At 66.9% G+C, this 15,056-nt stretch carries 14 protein-coding genes; 4 read left to right on the top strand and 10 right to left on the bottom strand.

What is annotated here, in order from left to right; translation table 11 throughout:
- Positions 1-158: 158 nt before the first annotated feature.
- The 7 genes from A9X03_RS14745 to A9X03_RS14715 all read right to left on the bottom strand — a co-directional run bounded on the left by A9X03_RS14745 (position 159) and on the right by A9X03_RS14715 (position 7,269).
- Positions 159-1,544: an NtaA/DmoA family FMN-dependent monooxygenase gene (locus A9X03_RS14745; RefSeq protein WP_067748563.1), complete on the bottom strand. Its 1,386-nt coding sequence runs from the start codon at positions 1,542-1,544 to the stop codon at positions 159-161.
- On the bottom strand, positions 1,541-2,662 hold the full coding sequence (locus tag A9X03_RS14740; RefSeq protein WP_068261635.1) for an LLM class flavin-dependent oxidoreductase: 1,122 nt from the start codon (positions 2,660-2,662) through the stop codon (positions 1,541-1,543). Before A9X03_RS14740 ends, A9X03_RS14745 begins: the two co-directional genes overlap by 4 nt.
- Complete coding sequence (locus A9X03_RS14735; protein ID WP_067748442.1) at positions 2,659-3,780, bottom strand: LLM class flavin-dependent oxidoreductase; 1,122 nt, start codon at positions 3,778-3,780, stop codon at positions 2,659-2,661. The genes A9X03_RS14740 and A9X03_RS14735 overlap by 4 nt, the downstream gene beginning before the upstream one ends.
- 153 nt (positions 3,781-3,933) lie before the next feature.
- Positions 3,934-4,353, bottom strand: coding sequence for a thioredoxin family protein (locus A9X03_RS14730; protein ID WP_067748444.1), 420 nt, complete (start codon positions 4,351-4,353; stop codon positions 3,934-3,936).
- A gap of 7 nt (positions 4,354-4,360) precedes the next feature.
- Positions 4,361-5,047 (bottom strand): serine O-acetyltransferase, encoded by a 687-nt coding sequence (cysE, locus tag A9X03_RS14725; protein ID WP_067748446.1) that lies wholly within the window; start codon positions 5,045-5,047, stop codon positions 4,361-4,363.
- A 2-nt stretch (positions 5,048-5,049) separates the two neighbouring features.
- Positions 5,050-5,982 carry a cysteine synthase A gene (cysK, locus tag A9X03_RS14720; RefSeq protein WP_067890056.1) on the bottom strand — a complete coding sequence of 311 codons (933 nt, stop codon included), beginning with the start codon at positions 5,980-5,982 and terminating at the stop codon, positions 5,050-5,052.
- Positions 5,983-5,991: 9 nt separating this feature from the next.
- Positions 5,992-7,269 (bottom strand): thioester domain-containing protein, encoded by a 1,278-nt coding sequence (locus A9X03_RS14715; RefSeq protein WP_067748450.1) that lies wholly within the window; start codon positions 7,267-7,269, stop codon positions 5,992-5,994.
- 383 nt (positions 7,270-7,652) lie between these two features.
- Here A9X03_RS14715 and A9X03_RS14710 point away from each other — a divergent pair, with 383 nt between their 5' ends.
- Together A9X03_RS14710 and A9X03_RS14705 are read left to right on the top strand one after the other, a co-directional pair.
- A complete protein-coding gene (locus tag A9X03_RS14710) occupies positions 7,653-8,576 on the top strand; it encodes a family 2A encapsulin nanocompartment shell protein (protein WP_067748452.1) in 924 nt (307 codons plus the stop codon).
- Positions 8,563-10,581, top strand: a complete 2,019-nt coding sequence (locus A9X03_RS14705) for a family 2A encapsulin nanocompartment cargo protein cysteine desulfurase (RefSeq protein WP_067748454.1) — start codon at positions 8,563-8,565, stop codon at positions 10,579-10,581. The genes A9X03_RS14710 and A9X03_RS14705 overlap by 14 nt, the downstream gene beginning before the upstream one ends.
- Before the next feature lie 16 nt (positions 10,582-10,597).
- Here A9X03_RS14705 and A9X03_RS14700 read toward each other — a convergent pair whose 3' ends face one another.
- From A9X03_RS14700 to A9X03_RS14695, 3 genes are all read right to left on the bottom strand, one after another.
- Positions 10,598-11,728, bottom strand: a complete 1,131-nt coding sequence (locus A9X03_RS14700) for a YeiH family protein (RefSeq protein ID WP_067748456.1) — start codon at positions 11,726-11,728, stop codon at positions 10,598-10,600.
- Positions 11,722-11,886, bottom strand: a complete 165-nt coding sequence (locus A9X03_RS29265; protein WP_156669889.1) for a hypothetical protein — start codon at positions 11,884-11,886, stop codon at positions 11,722-11,724. The genes A9X03_RS14700 and A9X03_RS29265 overlap by 7 nt, the downstream gene beginning before the upstream one ends.
- A gap of 141 nt (positions 11,887-12,027) precedes the next feature.
- Positions 12,028-12,831 carry a Stf0 family sulfotransferase gene (locus A9X03_RS14695; protein ID WP_067748458.1) on the bottom strand — a complete coding sequence of 268 codons (804 nt, stop codon included), beginning with the start codon at positions 12,829-12,831 and terminating at the stop codon, positions 12,028-12,030.
- A gap of 608 nt (positions 12,832-13,439) precedes the next feature.
- Between A9X03_RS14695 and A9X03_RS14690 the strand changes: the two genes are divergently transcribed.
- Positions 13,440-14,207, top strand: coding sequence for an ABC transporter permease (locus tag A9X03_RS14690; protein ID WP_067748460.1), 768 nt, complete (start codon positions 13,440-13,442; stop codon positions 14,205-14,207).
- Complete coding sequence (locus A9X03_RS14685; RefSeq protein WP_068261633.1) at positions 14,204-15,052, top strand: ABC transporter permease; 849 nt, start codon at positions 14,204-14,206, stop codon at positions 15,050-15,052. Before A9X03_RS14690 ends, A9X03_RS14685 begins: the two co-directional genes overlap by 4 nt.
- The last annotated feature ends 4 nt before the right edge of the window (positions 15,053-15,056 follow it).

Here is a 15,056-nt window from a genome sequence, read left to right as displayed (position 1 = left end):
CCGGTTGAGGCTCGGCGCGGCGAGTGCCGGCGGGATCCGCGGTGCGTGTGCGTCGTACATCGCAATCTCACTTCCGGTGACTCGGCCCTGTAGGGCAACCGTAGCGTCGATCGCGGTGAACGCATCTTGAAGAGCGTTTGAAGCGCCGGCAGGGGCCGTCAGCCGCCCACCGCGACGCCCACGCGGCCAGTCGACCAGCCCGGCACCGGCGGCAGGCCCAGATGTTCGCGCAGCGTTGCGCCACGATATGCGGCGCGGAAGCTACCGCGTTCCTGCAACAGCGGTACCACTTTGTCGACGAACTCGTCGAGGCCGCGTGGCGTCAGATGGGGCACCAGGATGAAGCCGTCGCAGGCGTCCAACTGCACATGGCGATCGATCTCGTCGGCAACCTGCGCCGGTGTCCCGACGAACTGCTGGCGACTCGTCACCTCGATGATCAGTTGCCGGATCGACAAGTTCTCGGCCTGCGCGCGGGCCCGCCACGTCGCCGCGACGGTCTTCGGGTCGCCGTGGCGGACGCGTCCCCGGGTGATGTCGGGATTCTCGACGGGGTCGACGTCGGGCAGCGGCCCGTCGGGATCGTAGGCGGAGAGATCGATTCCCCAGACCTGCTCGAGGAAGGCGATCGCCGTCGGGCCGCTGACCTGCTGCTCACGGATGTGACGCGCGTGATCCTCCGCCTCCTCCGGGGTGTCACCCAGCGCGAACGTCGCGCCGGGCAGGACCTTCAGCTGGTCGGGGGCCCGCCCGTAGGCGACGGCGCGGTTCTTGACGTCGGCGTAGTAGCGCTGACCCGCCTCCAGCGATCCGTGCAGCGTGAATAGCGCATCGGCGTGCCGGGCGCCGAAGTCTCGGCCATCGCTGGAGTCACCGGCCTGCAGCAACACCGGATGGCCCTGCGGGCCGGCGGGGAGAGAGGCCACGCCGCGGACGTCGAACTGGGCACCGTGGTGTTCGACGATGTGGATCCGGGCGGGGTCGGCGTAGATGCCGGCATCGACGTCGGTAACCACCGCATCAGGCGCCCAACCGTCCCAGAACCGCCGGGCGACGGTGATGAATTCCTCGGCCCGTTTGTACCGGTCGGCGTGGTCGAGGAACCCGCCGCGGCGGAAGTTCTCCCCGGTGAACGCGTCGGACGAGGTGACCATGTTCCACGCCGCGCGGCCGTCGGAGAGGTGATCCAAGGTCGCGAATTGCCTTGCCACCTCGTAAGGTTCGTTGAAGGTGGTGTTGATGGTGCCGGCCAGGCCGAGCCGATCGGTGACGGCGGCGAGTGCGGCGAGCACCGTGAAGGTGTCGGGCCTGCCCACTACGTCGAGGTCGTGGATCTTGCCGCGGTGTTCGCGCAGCCGCAGCCCCTCGGCCAGGAAGAAGAAGTCGAACAGACCGCGCTCGGCGGTTCGGGCCAGGTGCACGAAAGATTCGAACGCGATCTGGCTGCCGGCGTCCGGATCGGACCACACGGTGGTGTTGTTCACCCCGGGAAAATGCGCGCCGAGAATTATCTGCTTGCGGCGCTTGATCGTTCGCGCGCTCATCCGGTCAGCCCCCATCGTTTGGCGATCAGCTCGTGCGAGCGCAGTCGATCGGTGTGCCGGTGCGTCACGGATGTGATCACGAGTTCGTCGGCCCCGCTCACCCGGCGCAGCAGTTCCAGCCGATCGGCGACCTCGTCGGGATTACCGACGAATTGCGTTGCGGTGCGGTCGGCCACCAGCTCGAGTTCGTCGTCGGTGAGGGGTTCGCAGAGGTCGGGATCGGGGTAGGGGATCGCGCCCTGCCCGCTACGGATGGAGTGGACCCAGCGGCCGTAGCCGGCCGCCAGGTGCCGCGCGGTGGCGCTGTCCTCGGCGACGACGACATCGGCGGAGACCACCACGTAGGGCCTGTCCAGCCGGGCGGACGGCCGGAAGGCGTCGCGGTAGGCGGCGATCGCGTCAAGGGCGGTGCCCGGCGTGATGTGGTAGCTCGCGACGAACGGCAGCCCGCGGGCACCGGCGACATCCGCGCTCTGGCCGCGGGTGCTGCCGAATATCCAGGGTGTCAGCTGCGCGCGTTCGCCTGGGACGGCGTGCAATTCGTGACCGTCGACGCTGTAGGTGCCGTCGAGCAGCGCTTCGATGGCGTCGATCTGCTCACCGAAGTCGGCGGGTTGCGCGCACGGCTGGGCGAGCACCGAGGCCTGGGCCCGCATCCGGTCGCTCTTCATCAGCGCCGTGGGGTCGAACGGCGCGGGGATGACGATGCCCTCGACGTCGGTCCACAGCCGAGGCGCCGACGGGGACGCCGCCGGCGGCGACGCGGCGGCCTCCGTGCGTCGCTGCCCGGATCGGCCCAGGCCCATGTCGATGCGATCCGGGTACAGCGCATCGAGAATGCCGAAGCTCTCCACGACCGCGATCGGTGTCGTGTGGCCGATCTGCACCGCGGCCGAGCCGACGCGGATGTGGTCGGTGGCCGCGGCGATCTGGCCGATCAGCACCGCCGGCGACGAGCTGGCCACCGCGACGAAGTGGTGTTCGGCGAGCCAGTAGCGCTTGTAGCCCCATCGTTCGGCGTGCTGGGCGAGGTCGATGGTGTTGCGCAGCGCCGTCGCGGGGTCGCACCCGGCGGTGATCGGGGACAGGTCGAGGATCGACAGCGGGGTCACAGTCACGGCGCCACCGCCGCGTAGCGGTTGGGTGCGGGAGCCAATTCGAGGCGTTCGCGCAGTGTTTCGCCGTCGCGGTAGGCGGTGCGGAACACTCCGGCACGCTGGAGCAGCGGCACCAGCTCATCGACGATCGCGGGCAGGTCGATCGCGTTGACCGCGGGCCGCAGTCGCACCCCGTCGACGCCGGCGTCCCGCCAGCGCAGGAGCAGATCGGCCAAATCGCTTGCGCTGCCAGCGAACACGTGCGCGTCGGAGGAGATGGCGGCGGGGGGCGTCAATGGGTCTTCCCCCAGCGAGACGACGAGATCGGCGTACACCTTCAGCGCACGCCCCGCCGAGCGCTCCGCTTGGGCGACCTCGTGCAAGATCGAGCGCAGCGAGTCGTCGTCGTGCGGGGTGATCAGCACGACGTCGGAGCCTGCGGCGGCGAAATCGTAGGCGCGCGACGCGTGCGCCAGCGCCAGCACCACCGGCTGGCCCTGCGGCGGCCGCGGGGTGATGGACGGGCCTTTGACGGAGAAGTATTTGCCGGCGAAGTCGATGTAGTGCAGCTTGTCGCGGTCGATGTAACGCCCGGTGGCCACGTCACGGATGACGGCATCGTCTTCCCAGCTGTCCCAGAGCCGCCGCGCCACCTCCAGGGCGTCGGCGGCCTCGTCGAACAGCTCGTCGGTGCCGGTTCGGGTGCCCCGCCCGACCAACGCGGCCTCGTGCGCGGTGGCGCTCACCCGCACCTGCCAGCCCGCCCGGCCGTGCGAGATGTGGTCCAGCGTCGCAATGGCTTTGGACACGTGAAACGGTTCGGTGTGGGTGACGGTCGCGACGGGCACCAAACCGATATGGGTGGTGACCGGCGCGATGCGCGCGGCGACCAGGACGGCATCCGCGCGGCCCGCCAACCGGCGGGGCGATATCTCGGGCCGCCGCCCCGGCTGAACATCGAAGGAGTCGTCGATGGTCAGGAAATCGAGCAGGCCCCGCTCCGCGACCTCGGCCAAGGCTGCCCAGTAGCGACCGCTGAGGTGTCCGCCGCGGGTGGCGTTGTGCGCGAAGGCGGACCGCCACGCGTGTGGGTGCCAGCCGTAGCCGTCCAGCGCAACGGCCAGATGTAGCTCGGTCATGGCACGCCTTCCGATTCGTTACTAACCCACTCTGCAACGCTCGGGGCGACAACGCATTCCATGCCCGCATTAAGTTCACCGTGAGTAATACTTCGCCGAGCTCACACCCGATGCACGTGCGGAAAGGCGTTCGACGACTTGATGATTCGAGGGCTAGGCGACTAGCGGCTGCAACACGGCCCGTAGGTCGCCCGCCTTCGGCACCCCGGCGCTCCGGTAGCGCTGACGACCCTCGGCGTCGAAGATCAATGTGGTCGGCAGCGACAACACCGACAGCCGCTTGGCGGCGGCGGGATTGGCGTCGATATCGATCTCCACGTGCGACACGTCAGGAAGATCGGCACAGACTTGGTCGACCACGCGGCGCACTGACGCGCATGGGCCACACCACACGGCGCTGAAGTGCACCACCGTCGGGCCCGTTTGTGCCAAGCCCAGGTCGGACGTGTCCGGCGGGGAATCGGGGCTGACTTCGCGCAGCACCCCGGAGCGCCGATTGAACATCGCGCCCGCCACGCTGGCGACACCCAGCGCCGCGACCAGCGCCGTCCCCGCGATGACGAGAGTGCTCACGTGGTCCTCAGATGGAGAAGTCTTCGCCGTGCCATACGCCGGCTTCCGGCGGCCTGATGACACGCTCGGACTGTTGTTGTCCGTCGTTGGCTGCCTCCAGCTTGGCTACCCGGGTGAGGAGCGACTGGAGACTGACGCCCACGAGGTCGGGCATCATCGAGTCGTCCGGGCTGCTTCGCCCGTGGCGGCTGATGACCTGTCCGGGTACCCCGGTGACCACGGCGCTCGACGGAACCTCTTTGACGACGACGGCGTTGGCGCCGATCCGGCTGTCGTCGCCGATCTTGATCGCGCCGAGCACCTTGGCGCCGGCGCCGATGATCACCCTGTCGCCGATGGTCGGGTGGCGCTTGCCGGTGTCCCGTCCGCTGCCGCCGAGGGTGACGCCGTGGTAGATGGTCACGTCCTCGCCCACCTCGGCAGTCTCGCCGATCACCACGCCGGTCGCGTGGTCGATGAACAACCCGGAGCCAAGGACCGCGCCCGGGTGGATCTCGACTCCGGTGAGAATGCGGACGACCTCCGCAAACGTCCGCGCGGCGAGCCTGGCGCCGCGATTCCACAGCCAGTGGTTGATCCGGTGCCCCCAGATCGCGTGCACGCCCGGATAGGCGAAGATCACCTGCAGCGTGGTCGGCCGGGCCGGGTCGCGCTCCCTGGCGGCCCGGATGTCACGTCGAATGTCCGCGAACATGGCTAATCCGCCAGGTCGGCGAAGAGCGGGGTGCTCAGATACCGCTCGCCGAAGCTCGGCAGCACCACCACGACCAGCTTGCCGGCGTTCTCCGGACGGCGGGCGACCTGCAGCGCCGCGACCACGGCCGCGCCCGATGAGATGCCGACCAGCAGTCCCTCCTCCCGGGCCAACCGACGTGCCATGTCCAGCGATTCTTCGTTGCCGACCTTGATGACCTCGTCCACCAGGTCCATCTCGAGTACCGGTGGGACGAATCCGGCACCGATGCCCTGAATCGGGTGCGGCCCCTTCTGGCCACCGGAGAGGACCGGTGACGCGGCGGGCTCCACGGCCACGAATTTCGCCGACGCCTTGCGCTCCTTGATGACCTGAGCGACGCCGGTGAGCGTGCCCCCGGTGCCCACCCCGGCAACGAAGAAGTCGATCTTGCCGTCGGTGTCTCGCCAGACCTCCTCAGCGGTGGTCTTGCGGTGGATCGCGGGGTTCGCGGGGTTCTCGAACTGTTGCGGGATGAAATACCGTTGGTCGTTCTTGGCCAGCTCTTCGGCTTTGGCGATGGCTCCGGCCATGCCTTCGGCGCCGGGCGTCAGCACGATCTCTGCGCCGAAGGCCCGCAACAACATTCGGCGTTCGGTGCTCATCGTGTCCGGCATCGTCAGCACGCACCGGTAGCCGCGCGCCGCGCACACCATCGCGAGGGCGATGCCGGTGTTTCCGCTCGTCGGCTCCAGGATGATCGTGTCGGGCTTGATCAGCCCCGCCTGCTCGGCCGCATCCAGCATGGCGACACCGATGCGGTCCTTGACGCTGTTCGCGGGGTTGAAGAATTCCAGCTTGGCGACGACGTCGGCGACCGCCCCTTCGGTGACCCGGTTCAGCCGGACCAGCGGCGTGTTCCCGATCAGTTGTGTGACGTTATCTGCGATGCTCATCTGTCTTCCTCAGGCGATGTCGGTACATGACTCGTCGGTCTGCCAGCTGATGTCGAATTCGATGGCCACGGCCGTGGGGACGGTCAAAGCAATGGGTGTGAATCGATGTGCCACTCCCTCCAGCGCGACGCCGGTCAGCACCCGTCCGGGGAGGCTTTCCGGTGCTGTCGCCGTGACCGTCGTTGTGGACGTACCCGGTGCGGGCCGGAGGTAAAAGTCCGCGCCCGCCTGCACAATGCCGACGATCGTCTCACCGTCGGAATCGACGAGCGTGTGTCCGTCGCCGACGTTGAGCGTCAACGGGATTGGCACTTGAAACGGTCCTATGAGCTCCGAATTGGCGGTTGCTTCGGTATCGACTAGTTGTGGTTCCACCGTATCGCGCGAGGCTTTGCGCGCCCCAGTGATCAGATAATTGTAGAGGTGCACAATTCGATCGGCATTGCGGTAGTGGCGGGAGCCGGTCAGCCAGAAGCGAACATGGTCGATTTTCGGATTGGCCGCGTCGGTCGTCGCGATCAAGCGGTAATGGCGATAGCCACGCCCGCCGCTGCCGTGGCTGCTGGCCGACAGCGTGCTGCCCACCCCGAGCGTGCGTCGATGACGGCCCCTGCCCGCGCCCACCGTCAGCTGCGAGCGCGAAATGTCTTGCCAGGCAACGCCGTCGGTGGACTTCTGTAGTTTCAAGCCGACCGCAGCATCGGCGTCCACCCACACCGAGTAACCGCCGAGTTGGGGTTCGCCGTCGAATTCGAAGGTCAACACGCGTCCGGCCGCCCGGCGTACCTTGACGGGTGCGTTAAGGGGCCGAGTATCCAGGGTCAAACCGTTGGTGAAATGCCAAACCGCGGCCTGGGTGGCGGCGATCGCCTCGTGTTCGCTGATGTGGGCCCGTCCCACGGGGTCGCCCGCGGCCCGAAGTTGCTCGCTCAATTCGGCCGTCGTGCGCATCGGGAAAGAGTTGCGCAGGATCCAGTCGACCTCGGCTTCGTAGTCGCGGCTGCGCAGGTGGGGCAGCGCCGACCAGCTGCCCAGACGGTAGCGGGATGGCTGATGAGGCGCGATGCCGAAGAAGTCCAAGGAATACGCGTGGAGGTTGGGATTGACCCTGATCAGGTCGGTGCGGGCAGAGCTACCATCGTCGAACACGACCGTGTCCACGGTATGGGAGTATGTGCCCCCGCGGTAGCGCGTCATCCGCGCGACTTCGGTTGCCGGCCTGACGAGGACCCGGTGGCGGGTCTCTACCGGCGCGGAGGCGCGGGTGGGTAGTGACATCACTGTCATGGATGGTTTTCTTCCTGAAAGTTTTTGCTGGCGAACGCGCGTCTGGGCCGGGGCGGTGGTAGCCCCATCGGTGGGCAGGGCGCGGGATTTCTACTGCGTCTTCAGAGCGTCAGGAAATCAACAACAGCGACAACAACAGCAGGCGGCGGTGCGCGAAGGAACGAAGCGCGGCTGAACGGCCTGTTGCATGGCCCCCACTATAGGCCCAGACGAATATCACTGTCAGATTGCGGTCGCTTTACGGCCCTTTAATTCAGCGCGGGAGTAATGCTTTGCGCCGCTCCGACAGTCTCCTAGGCTCGGCGCGCGAACCCGGTCACGGCGGGTGATCATGGACCTGCCGCACCACGCTGCAGCACTCGATCGAGCATGGAAGGACCACGATGACGTCGGCTCAAAGCGAGTCTCAGGCACTCGGCGATCTTGCAGCTAGACAGCTTGCCAACGCGACCAAGACCGTCCCGCAGCTTTCCACCATTACGCCCCGCTGGTTGCTGCACCTGCTCAGCTGGGTCCCGGTGGAAGCGGGCCTTTACCGGGTCAATCGGGTGGTCAACCCCGAAGGGGTCGCCATCAAGACCGAAGCGGGCGCCGGCACCGAAGAACCGCTGCCCGAGACATATGTCGACTACGAGACCAGCCCGCGCGAATACACGCTGCGAAGCATCTCGACCCTGGTTGACATCCACACCCGAGTCTCCGACTTGTACTCGAGTCCGCACGATCAGATAGCGCAGCAGCTGCGGCTGACCATCGAGACGATCAAGGAGCGTCAGGAGTTCGAGTTGGTCAACAGCCCCGAATACGGGCTGCTGGCCCAGGCGACTCCGGAGCAGACCATCCAGACGCTGGCTGGCGCTCCGGCACCCGATGACCTGGACGCGCTGATCACCAAGGTGTGGAAGACGCCCAGCTTCTTCCTGACTCACCCGCTCGGAATCGCCGCATTCGGCCGCGAGGCCACCTATCGGGGTGTGCCGCCGCCCGTGGTCAGCCTGTTCGGCGCGCAGTTCATCACCTGGCGCGGCATCCCGCTGATCCCGTCGGACAAGGTGCCGGTGGAGGACGGCAAGACCAAGTTCATCCTGGTGCGCACCGGCGAGGAGCGGCAGGGTGTGGTCGGCCTGTTCCAGCCGGGCCTGGTTGGCGAGCAGGCGCCGGGTCTGTCGGTGCGGTTCACCGGCATCAACCAGTCGGCAATCGCGACGTACCTGGTGACGCTCTACACGTCACTGGCCGTTCTCACCGACGACGCGCTCGCCGTGCTCGACGACGTCGCCGTGGACCAGTTCCATGAGTACAAGTGAGTATCGAGCGGTAGACGCCGAAAGCGACCTGCCCATCAGCGCCGCGGAACTCGCCGCGCTGGCAAGCCAGCTGTATGCGGCCAGCATCCGGCCGGGTCCCGACAGCCCGCCGCAGGCGGCGCCGGTCGCCCCGCGGGGCAGCGTGCCGGACGCCACGGCCGCGACGTCGGCCGGTCAGGCGGCCATCGGGGCCGCCGACGTGTATTCGGCGCCGGTCCCGGCGCTCGGTGTCACCGACATCTACCTTCCGGCTCCGACGTCGCGCGAACCCGAAACCCCGCCGCAGGCGGCGCCGGTCGCCCCGCGGGGCGGCGTGCCGGACGCCACGGCCGCGACGTCAGCCGGTCAGGCGGCCGCCGGGGCCGCCGACGTGTATCCGGCGCCGATTCCGGCGCTGGGTGTCACCGACATCTACCTTCCGGCTCCGGCGACACCGGAACCGAACGCCCCGCCGCAGACGGTTCCCGCCGCGCCCCGTGGCGGCCTGCCGGATACGACCGCCGTGCTCGGCGACTTCGTCGGTTTTGGCGTGCCGGGCCAGGGCGTCGTGCCGACCGTGCCCGGGGCGGTGGCCGGGGCGCCCACGGCGGTCCCCGCGGCTGCGCGTGGGGCGTCGCCGTACTCGGTGCCCTCCTGGGGGTCCGACGCGCCCCCGGTCCCCGACCTGGGCTGGTCGGACGGCGCCGCGCCAACGCCGGTGACGGCCGGAGGTGACGAGCACAATTACTCCTTCCTGAGCGTCGCCGATACGGTGCCGCGGCTGCCCGATGAGCACGAGGTGTTCGACGTCAACGCGATCCGGGCCGACTTCCCGATCCTGAAGGAGGTCGTCAACGGAAAGCCGTTGATCTGGTTCGACAACGCGGCGACCACCCAGAAGCCACAGGTGGTGATCGACCGGCTGTCGCATTTCTACATCCACGAGAACTCCAACATCCACCGCGCCGCACACGAATTGGCGGCCCGGGCCACCGACGCGTACGAAGAGGCCCGCGACACCGTGGCCGATTTCATCGGCGCGCCAAGCTCTGAGAACGTCGTGTTTGTGCGCGGGACCACGGAGGCCATCAACCTGGTGGCGCACGCGTGGGGTGGAAAGCATCTGCAGCCCGGTGACGAGATCGTCATCACTCATCTCGAGCATCACGCGAACATCGTTCCCTGGCAACTCATTTCGCAGAAAACCGGAGCGATCCTAAAGGTTGCGCCGATCGATGATGCCGGTAATCTATTGCTGAGCGAATTCGAGGAACTGCTCGGTCCTCGGACGAAGCTGGTGGCCGCCAGTCAGGTGTCCAACGCGCTGGGGACGGTGGTCCCGGTGGACGAGATCGTGGAATTGGGCCATCGCTATGGGGCTCGGGTGCTTATCGACGCCGCCCAATCGATTCAGCATCTGCCCGTTGATGTTTCCGAGCTCGGCGCCGATTTCCTGGTGTTTTCCGGACATAAGATCTACGGCCCCACCGGTATTGGCGCGCTCTACGGTACCGAGGAGGCGCTGACGGAGACGCCGCCGTGGCAGGGCGGCGGTCACATGATCGCCGACGTCACGATCGAACGCTCGCTATATCAGGGGCCGCCGACCAAGTTCGAGGCCGGCACCGGCAACATCGCCGACGCGGTCGGGCTGACCGAGGCGCTGCGCTATGTGCAGCGGTTGGGCATCGAACGCATCGCGGCCTACGAGCACTCGTTGCTCGAGTACGCGACGCCGCGCCTCGCCGACATTCCCGGTGTCCGTCTGGTGGGCACCGCGACCGAGAAGGCCAGCGTGCTGTCCTTCGTGCTGGCGGGACACGAGCCGCTCGAGGTGGGCAAGGCGCTCAACGCGGAGGGTATCGCGGTCCGCGCCGGGCATCATTGCGCACAACCCGCGCTCCGGCGCCTGGGACTGGAGGCCACCGTTCGCCCGTCGTTCGCGTTCTACAACACCTTCGAGGAGATCGACGTCTTCCTCCGGGCGGTGCGCAGGATCGCCGAGGGCGGCACCAACGTCGGCTGACGGCTCTCGCATGCGGCTAAGTGCCTGTGTACCAACCCAACACGCGCGATGTCAGCAACACGATGCCCAGCGAGACCGCGGCGACAACGGTGAGGCCGATGACCGCGACCACCAGCGGTCGCCATCCGGTGCGTGCGATCTGACGGATGTCGGTGTTGAGTCCCACGCCGGCGAAGGTCAGCAGGAACGCCCATTTCGACACGTTGGCGAGGTTGGCGGTCTGGCCCTTGGTCAGCCAGCCCGCGGTCGCGATCGCGGAGACCACCAGGAAGCCGAGCACGAACTTCGGGAACTTCTCCCAGACGAACGCGGCCTTGGCCTTTGCGCCGGGTGCGACCTCGTCGGCCTGGCCCCGAGCGGCCCAGTAGAGGGCGAAGCCCAGGACCACGAATCCGATCAGCGCGTTACGGGTCGACTTCACCAGTACCGCGATCTTGCCGGCATGGTCGGAGTACAGGTAACCGGTGGCCGTGGTCTCGGCGGTGTTGTCCACCGAAAGGCCTGCCCACAGGCCGAATTCGTGATCGTTGAGCCCGATCGCGTGGCCCAGCGGCGGCAGCACGAACAGCGACACCGCGCCCAAGGCCAGGATGGCCGCGATCGCGTAGCTGACATCGGAGTTGCGGGCCCGAATCGCGCCCTTGGCCGCCACGATGGCCGAGACCCCGCAGATGGACGTTCCGATCGCCAGCAGTGAGCCGAGCTTGCCCGACAGCCCGAACGCGCGCGCCGCGCCGATGATGATCGTTCCGGCGATCGTCATGTCCACCAGAATCTGCACCAGGCTGGCGCCACCGAGCTTGGCGATATCGCCGAGTACGAAGCGCGAACCCAGCGCGACAATTCCGACCTTGAGCCAGAATTCGTAGGTGAGCACGCCGGGCCGGAAGATGGGGTGCAGGCCGATGGTGTTGGTGATCAGCAGCCCGATCACGATGGCCCACAACACGTATTCGATGTCGGGCACGGTCCAGTGGTGATGTTTGGCCAGCGCGTTCCACCACACCTGGGCATACTTACCCAGCACCCCGACCCCGATAAGGAGCAGGATGCCCGGCACGTAGTCGAGCGGGCGGGTGCTGGTGAAAGTGGCCTCGGCCGACGTCTCGTCGGGCTCGGCGCGAAGGGTGCTCATCCGGGTCACCATGGGATCTTCGGAAGCGCGTTGGCCACAGCCAGCGCGACGATCACGCCGGCCACCGCGGTCGCCCACCAGTCCACCGATACCGATCGAACCCGTCTGGGCCGGCCGGTCCGTTGCCCGGTCTTTTCCTCGCGTCCGTCATTCGGACCGCTTTCACCCACAATGACCGCTCCTCGTTCGCCTTTGGCGGCCTAGGTGCCGCACGGCCGCTGACGGAATGGTGGCGTGTCGGGTGGCCCGGACCAAGTGATTAGCTCGCCCTGAATTTTGGGCGCGCCGCCGGCAGTGATCTCGGGCCGCGGTCAGGTTGGCAGGCCGAGCTTCTCGGCGTCCGCACGGTAGCGGTCCACCCACTCATCGGAGCGCTGGTCGGCCTGGCGTTCCAATACCGGTTCGGGGGCCAGCCGCGGGTCGAGGCCGAGCGCCTCCAGAATGGAGGCCACGACCTGAGTCAGGTTGCGCCACAACACCGGGTATGGGATCTCCATCGGGTTGACGCCTTCGTCGGCGAACCAATTCCGCCAGCCCTCGTTTTGGGCGCGCAGCATGGTGACGACGTGCGCGATCGCGCCGGCGTGATAGGTGGCGCGCGCATCGCGAGCCGGGTCCGGCCTGCCTCGCCACACCCGCGTCTGCACCGCTCGCCAGAACGACACCGCCTGCGAAATCACATCGGGCCGATGCACGTAGATGAAGAGCGGCTCTTCGCCCACCACGTCGGTGATGGCGGCCAGGAGACCGTCGCCGCTGCGATTCGGGAGATTCTTCGCACGGTTCAGCAAGAGTGGCGTCTGGTTCCACATCAGCTTGCCGCCCCAAATGCCGTTCGGCGTCCTCCCGACCGTGCGGATGTAGTCGCGCCAGATCTCGGGCGGCGCGAGGTCCGGTGTCCCGGCGTCGAGTGGGTCAAGCAGGCTCAGGATCGATTCGTCCTCCACGCCGGCGAACCACTCGCGCGGCTGGGGCGCCTGGCTGGTGGCGGGCAGGTATTGAAAGAACTCTTGCGGCTCGCCGGCGACGCCGGTCGCGCGCAGCGACTCGACCAGCAGCGTGCTGCCGCTCCGCTGGGACGCCAACACCAGGTAGGAGGACGGGGTATCGGTCACCCGAGTAAGCGTATCCGGGCGCAAATGCTGTTGCTATCGGTGCTTTTAGCCTCATCCTGAACGCAACCCTTGTTTTGAACACCGATAATCCGAACCGTGTCGCTTGGCGGCGATAGCCGAACGGGACGGTGGCCGTGGACGCTCAACTGGGTTGTTGGCAACGGAAGACTCGTCAAGCGACGAGTGGCCATTTAGCGTCTGCGCTGCCGAGGCGTTCCGCGAAATTTGTGACATTCACCGCATGCTGGCCCGCCCGGCTTCGCGCCCCGCCGGCCGGGCACCCGGCGGTCTGACATCTGTCGCCAAGCGAACGGGTGTCATTCTGGGGTTTTAGCTGTTCTCGTGTGCCGCGTATGCAGACGGCACGGGTCCTCTGCCGAGTCTTACTCGCCCTGGCCAATTTTGCTTCGTGTTGATTCCAACCCTGACGCGGTATTGGGTTTGCCCGTAAATTCCTCGCGTGATCTAGGCGCGCAAACGGACATCGCGGTCGGCGTGTAACAACAACCGGTGCTTTCGCGCTGGCTAATTGCCGGCGCATTAATTGCATTACGAGAATGGAACACGGGATTGGGCCACATGGACGGCGGTCGGGCGGAGCGAGCCTTGTGAACGGCTCCACCATCGCGAAGCCCATGAATGCGTTGGGCGAGTTCTTCCTACTCAGCGCCCAGGCGTTGGTCGCCGCGGTGCGGGGGCCGTGGGCGTGGCGGGAATTGCTGGAGCAGATCTGGTTCGTCGCGCGGGTGTCGATCTTTCCGACGATCATGCTGTCGATCCCGTACACGGTCCTCATCGTCTTCGTCCTGAACATCCTGCTGGTCGAGATCGGGGCCGGTGATCTGTCCGGCGCCGGCGCGGGCCTGGCGTCGGTGACGCAGGTCGGGCCCGTCGTCACGGCGATGGTTGTTTCCGGCGCCGGGTCTACCGCGATGTGCGCTGACCTGGGCGCGCGCACCATCCGCGAGGAAATCGACGCGATGAAAGTGATCGGCGTCGATCCGATTCAGGCACTGGTGGTTCCGCGCATCATCGCCGCCACGTTCGTCGCGGTCCTGCTCTACTCGGTGGTCGCGGTCACCGGGTTGACGGGGAGCTACGTTTTCGTGGTCTTCGTTCAGCACGTCACCCCCGGCGCTTTCGTCGCGGGAATGACCCTTGTCACGGGGCTTCCCCAGGTAGTGACTTCGCTGATCAAGGCCACGCTGTTCGGGTTGTCGGCGGGCCTGATCGCCTGCTACAAGGGCCTCTCGGTGGGCGGCGGTCCCACCGGTGTTGGCAACGCCGTCAACGAGACCGTCGTCTTTTCCTTCATGGCGCTGTTCTTCATCAACATCGTGCTCACCGCGCTCGGCGTGAAGGTCACCGCGAAATGACCGACGCAGCGCGGGAACCGTCGTGGATCATCAGCCTTGGCCCCAGGGCCACCGATTACGCCCGCACGCTCGGTGAACAGACGGCGTTTTACGGCCAATCCCTGGCCAACATCGCCGACGCGGTACGCCGCTATCCGGGCGAGCTGCTTCGGCTGATCGCCGAGATGGGCATGGGCACAGGAGCTTTGGCAGTGATCGGCGGCACCGTAGGCATCATCGGCTTCCTCACCCTGACCACCGGCGCCCTGGTCGCCGTCCAGGGCTACGACACGCTGTCCAACGTCGGAGTCGAGGCGCTGACCGGATTTCTGTCGGCCTTCCTGAATGTTCGGATGATCGCGCCGTGCACCGCCGGCCTGGCCCTGGCGGCCACGATCGGTGCCGGCGCGACCGCGCAACTGGGCGCCATGCGGATCAATGAGGAGATCGACGCGCTGGAGGTGATGGGCATCCGCGCCATCACGTATCTGTCGTCGACGCGGATCATCGCCGGGATCCTGGTCGTCATTCCGCTCTACGCCGTCGCGGTGCTGATGTCCTTCATCGCGGCCAAGTTCCTGACGATTTACAGCTACGGCCAATCGCGCGGGGTATACGAGCACTACTTCTCCACGTTCCTGCGCCCCACCGACTTGTTCTGGTCGTTTCTGGCGGCCCTGACCATGGCGACGGGCGTGATGGTTGTGCACACGTACTACGGTTTCACCGCGACAGGTGGTCCCGCCGGGGTGGGGGAGGCCGTCGGGCGTTCGGTGCGGTCATCGATGATCGTCACGGCGTTTGTCTGCCTGGCGATTTCGTTGTCCGTCTACGGGCAGTCCGGCAACTTCAACCTGTCGGGATGACTGC

This window comes from Mycobacterium sp. E1715 (assembly GCF_001667625.1).
In the GTDB taxonomy this organism is placed as follows: Bacteria; Actinomycetota; Actinomycetes; order Mycobacteriales; family Mycobacteriaceae; genus Mycobacterium.
The sequence above is the reverse complement of the archived record's forward strand: the minus strand, read 5'-3'. Positions and strand labels throughout refer to the sequence as shown.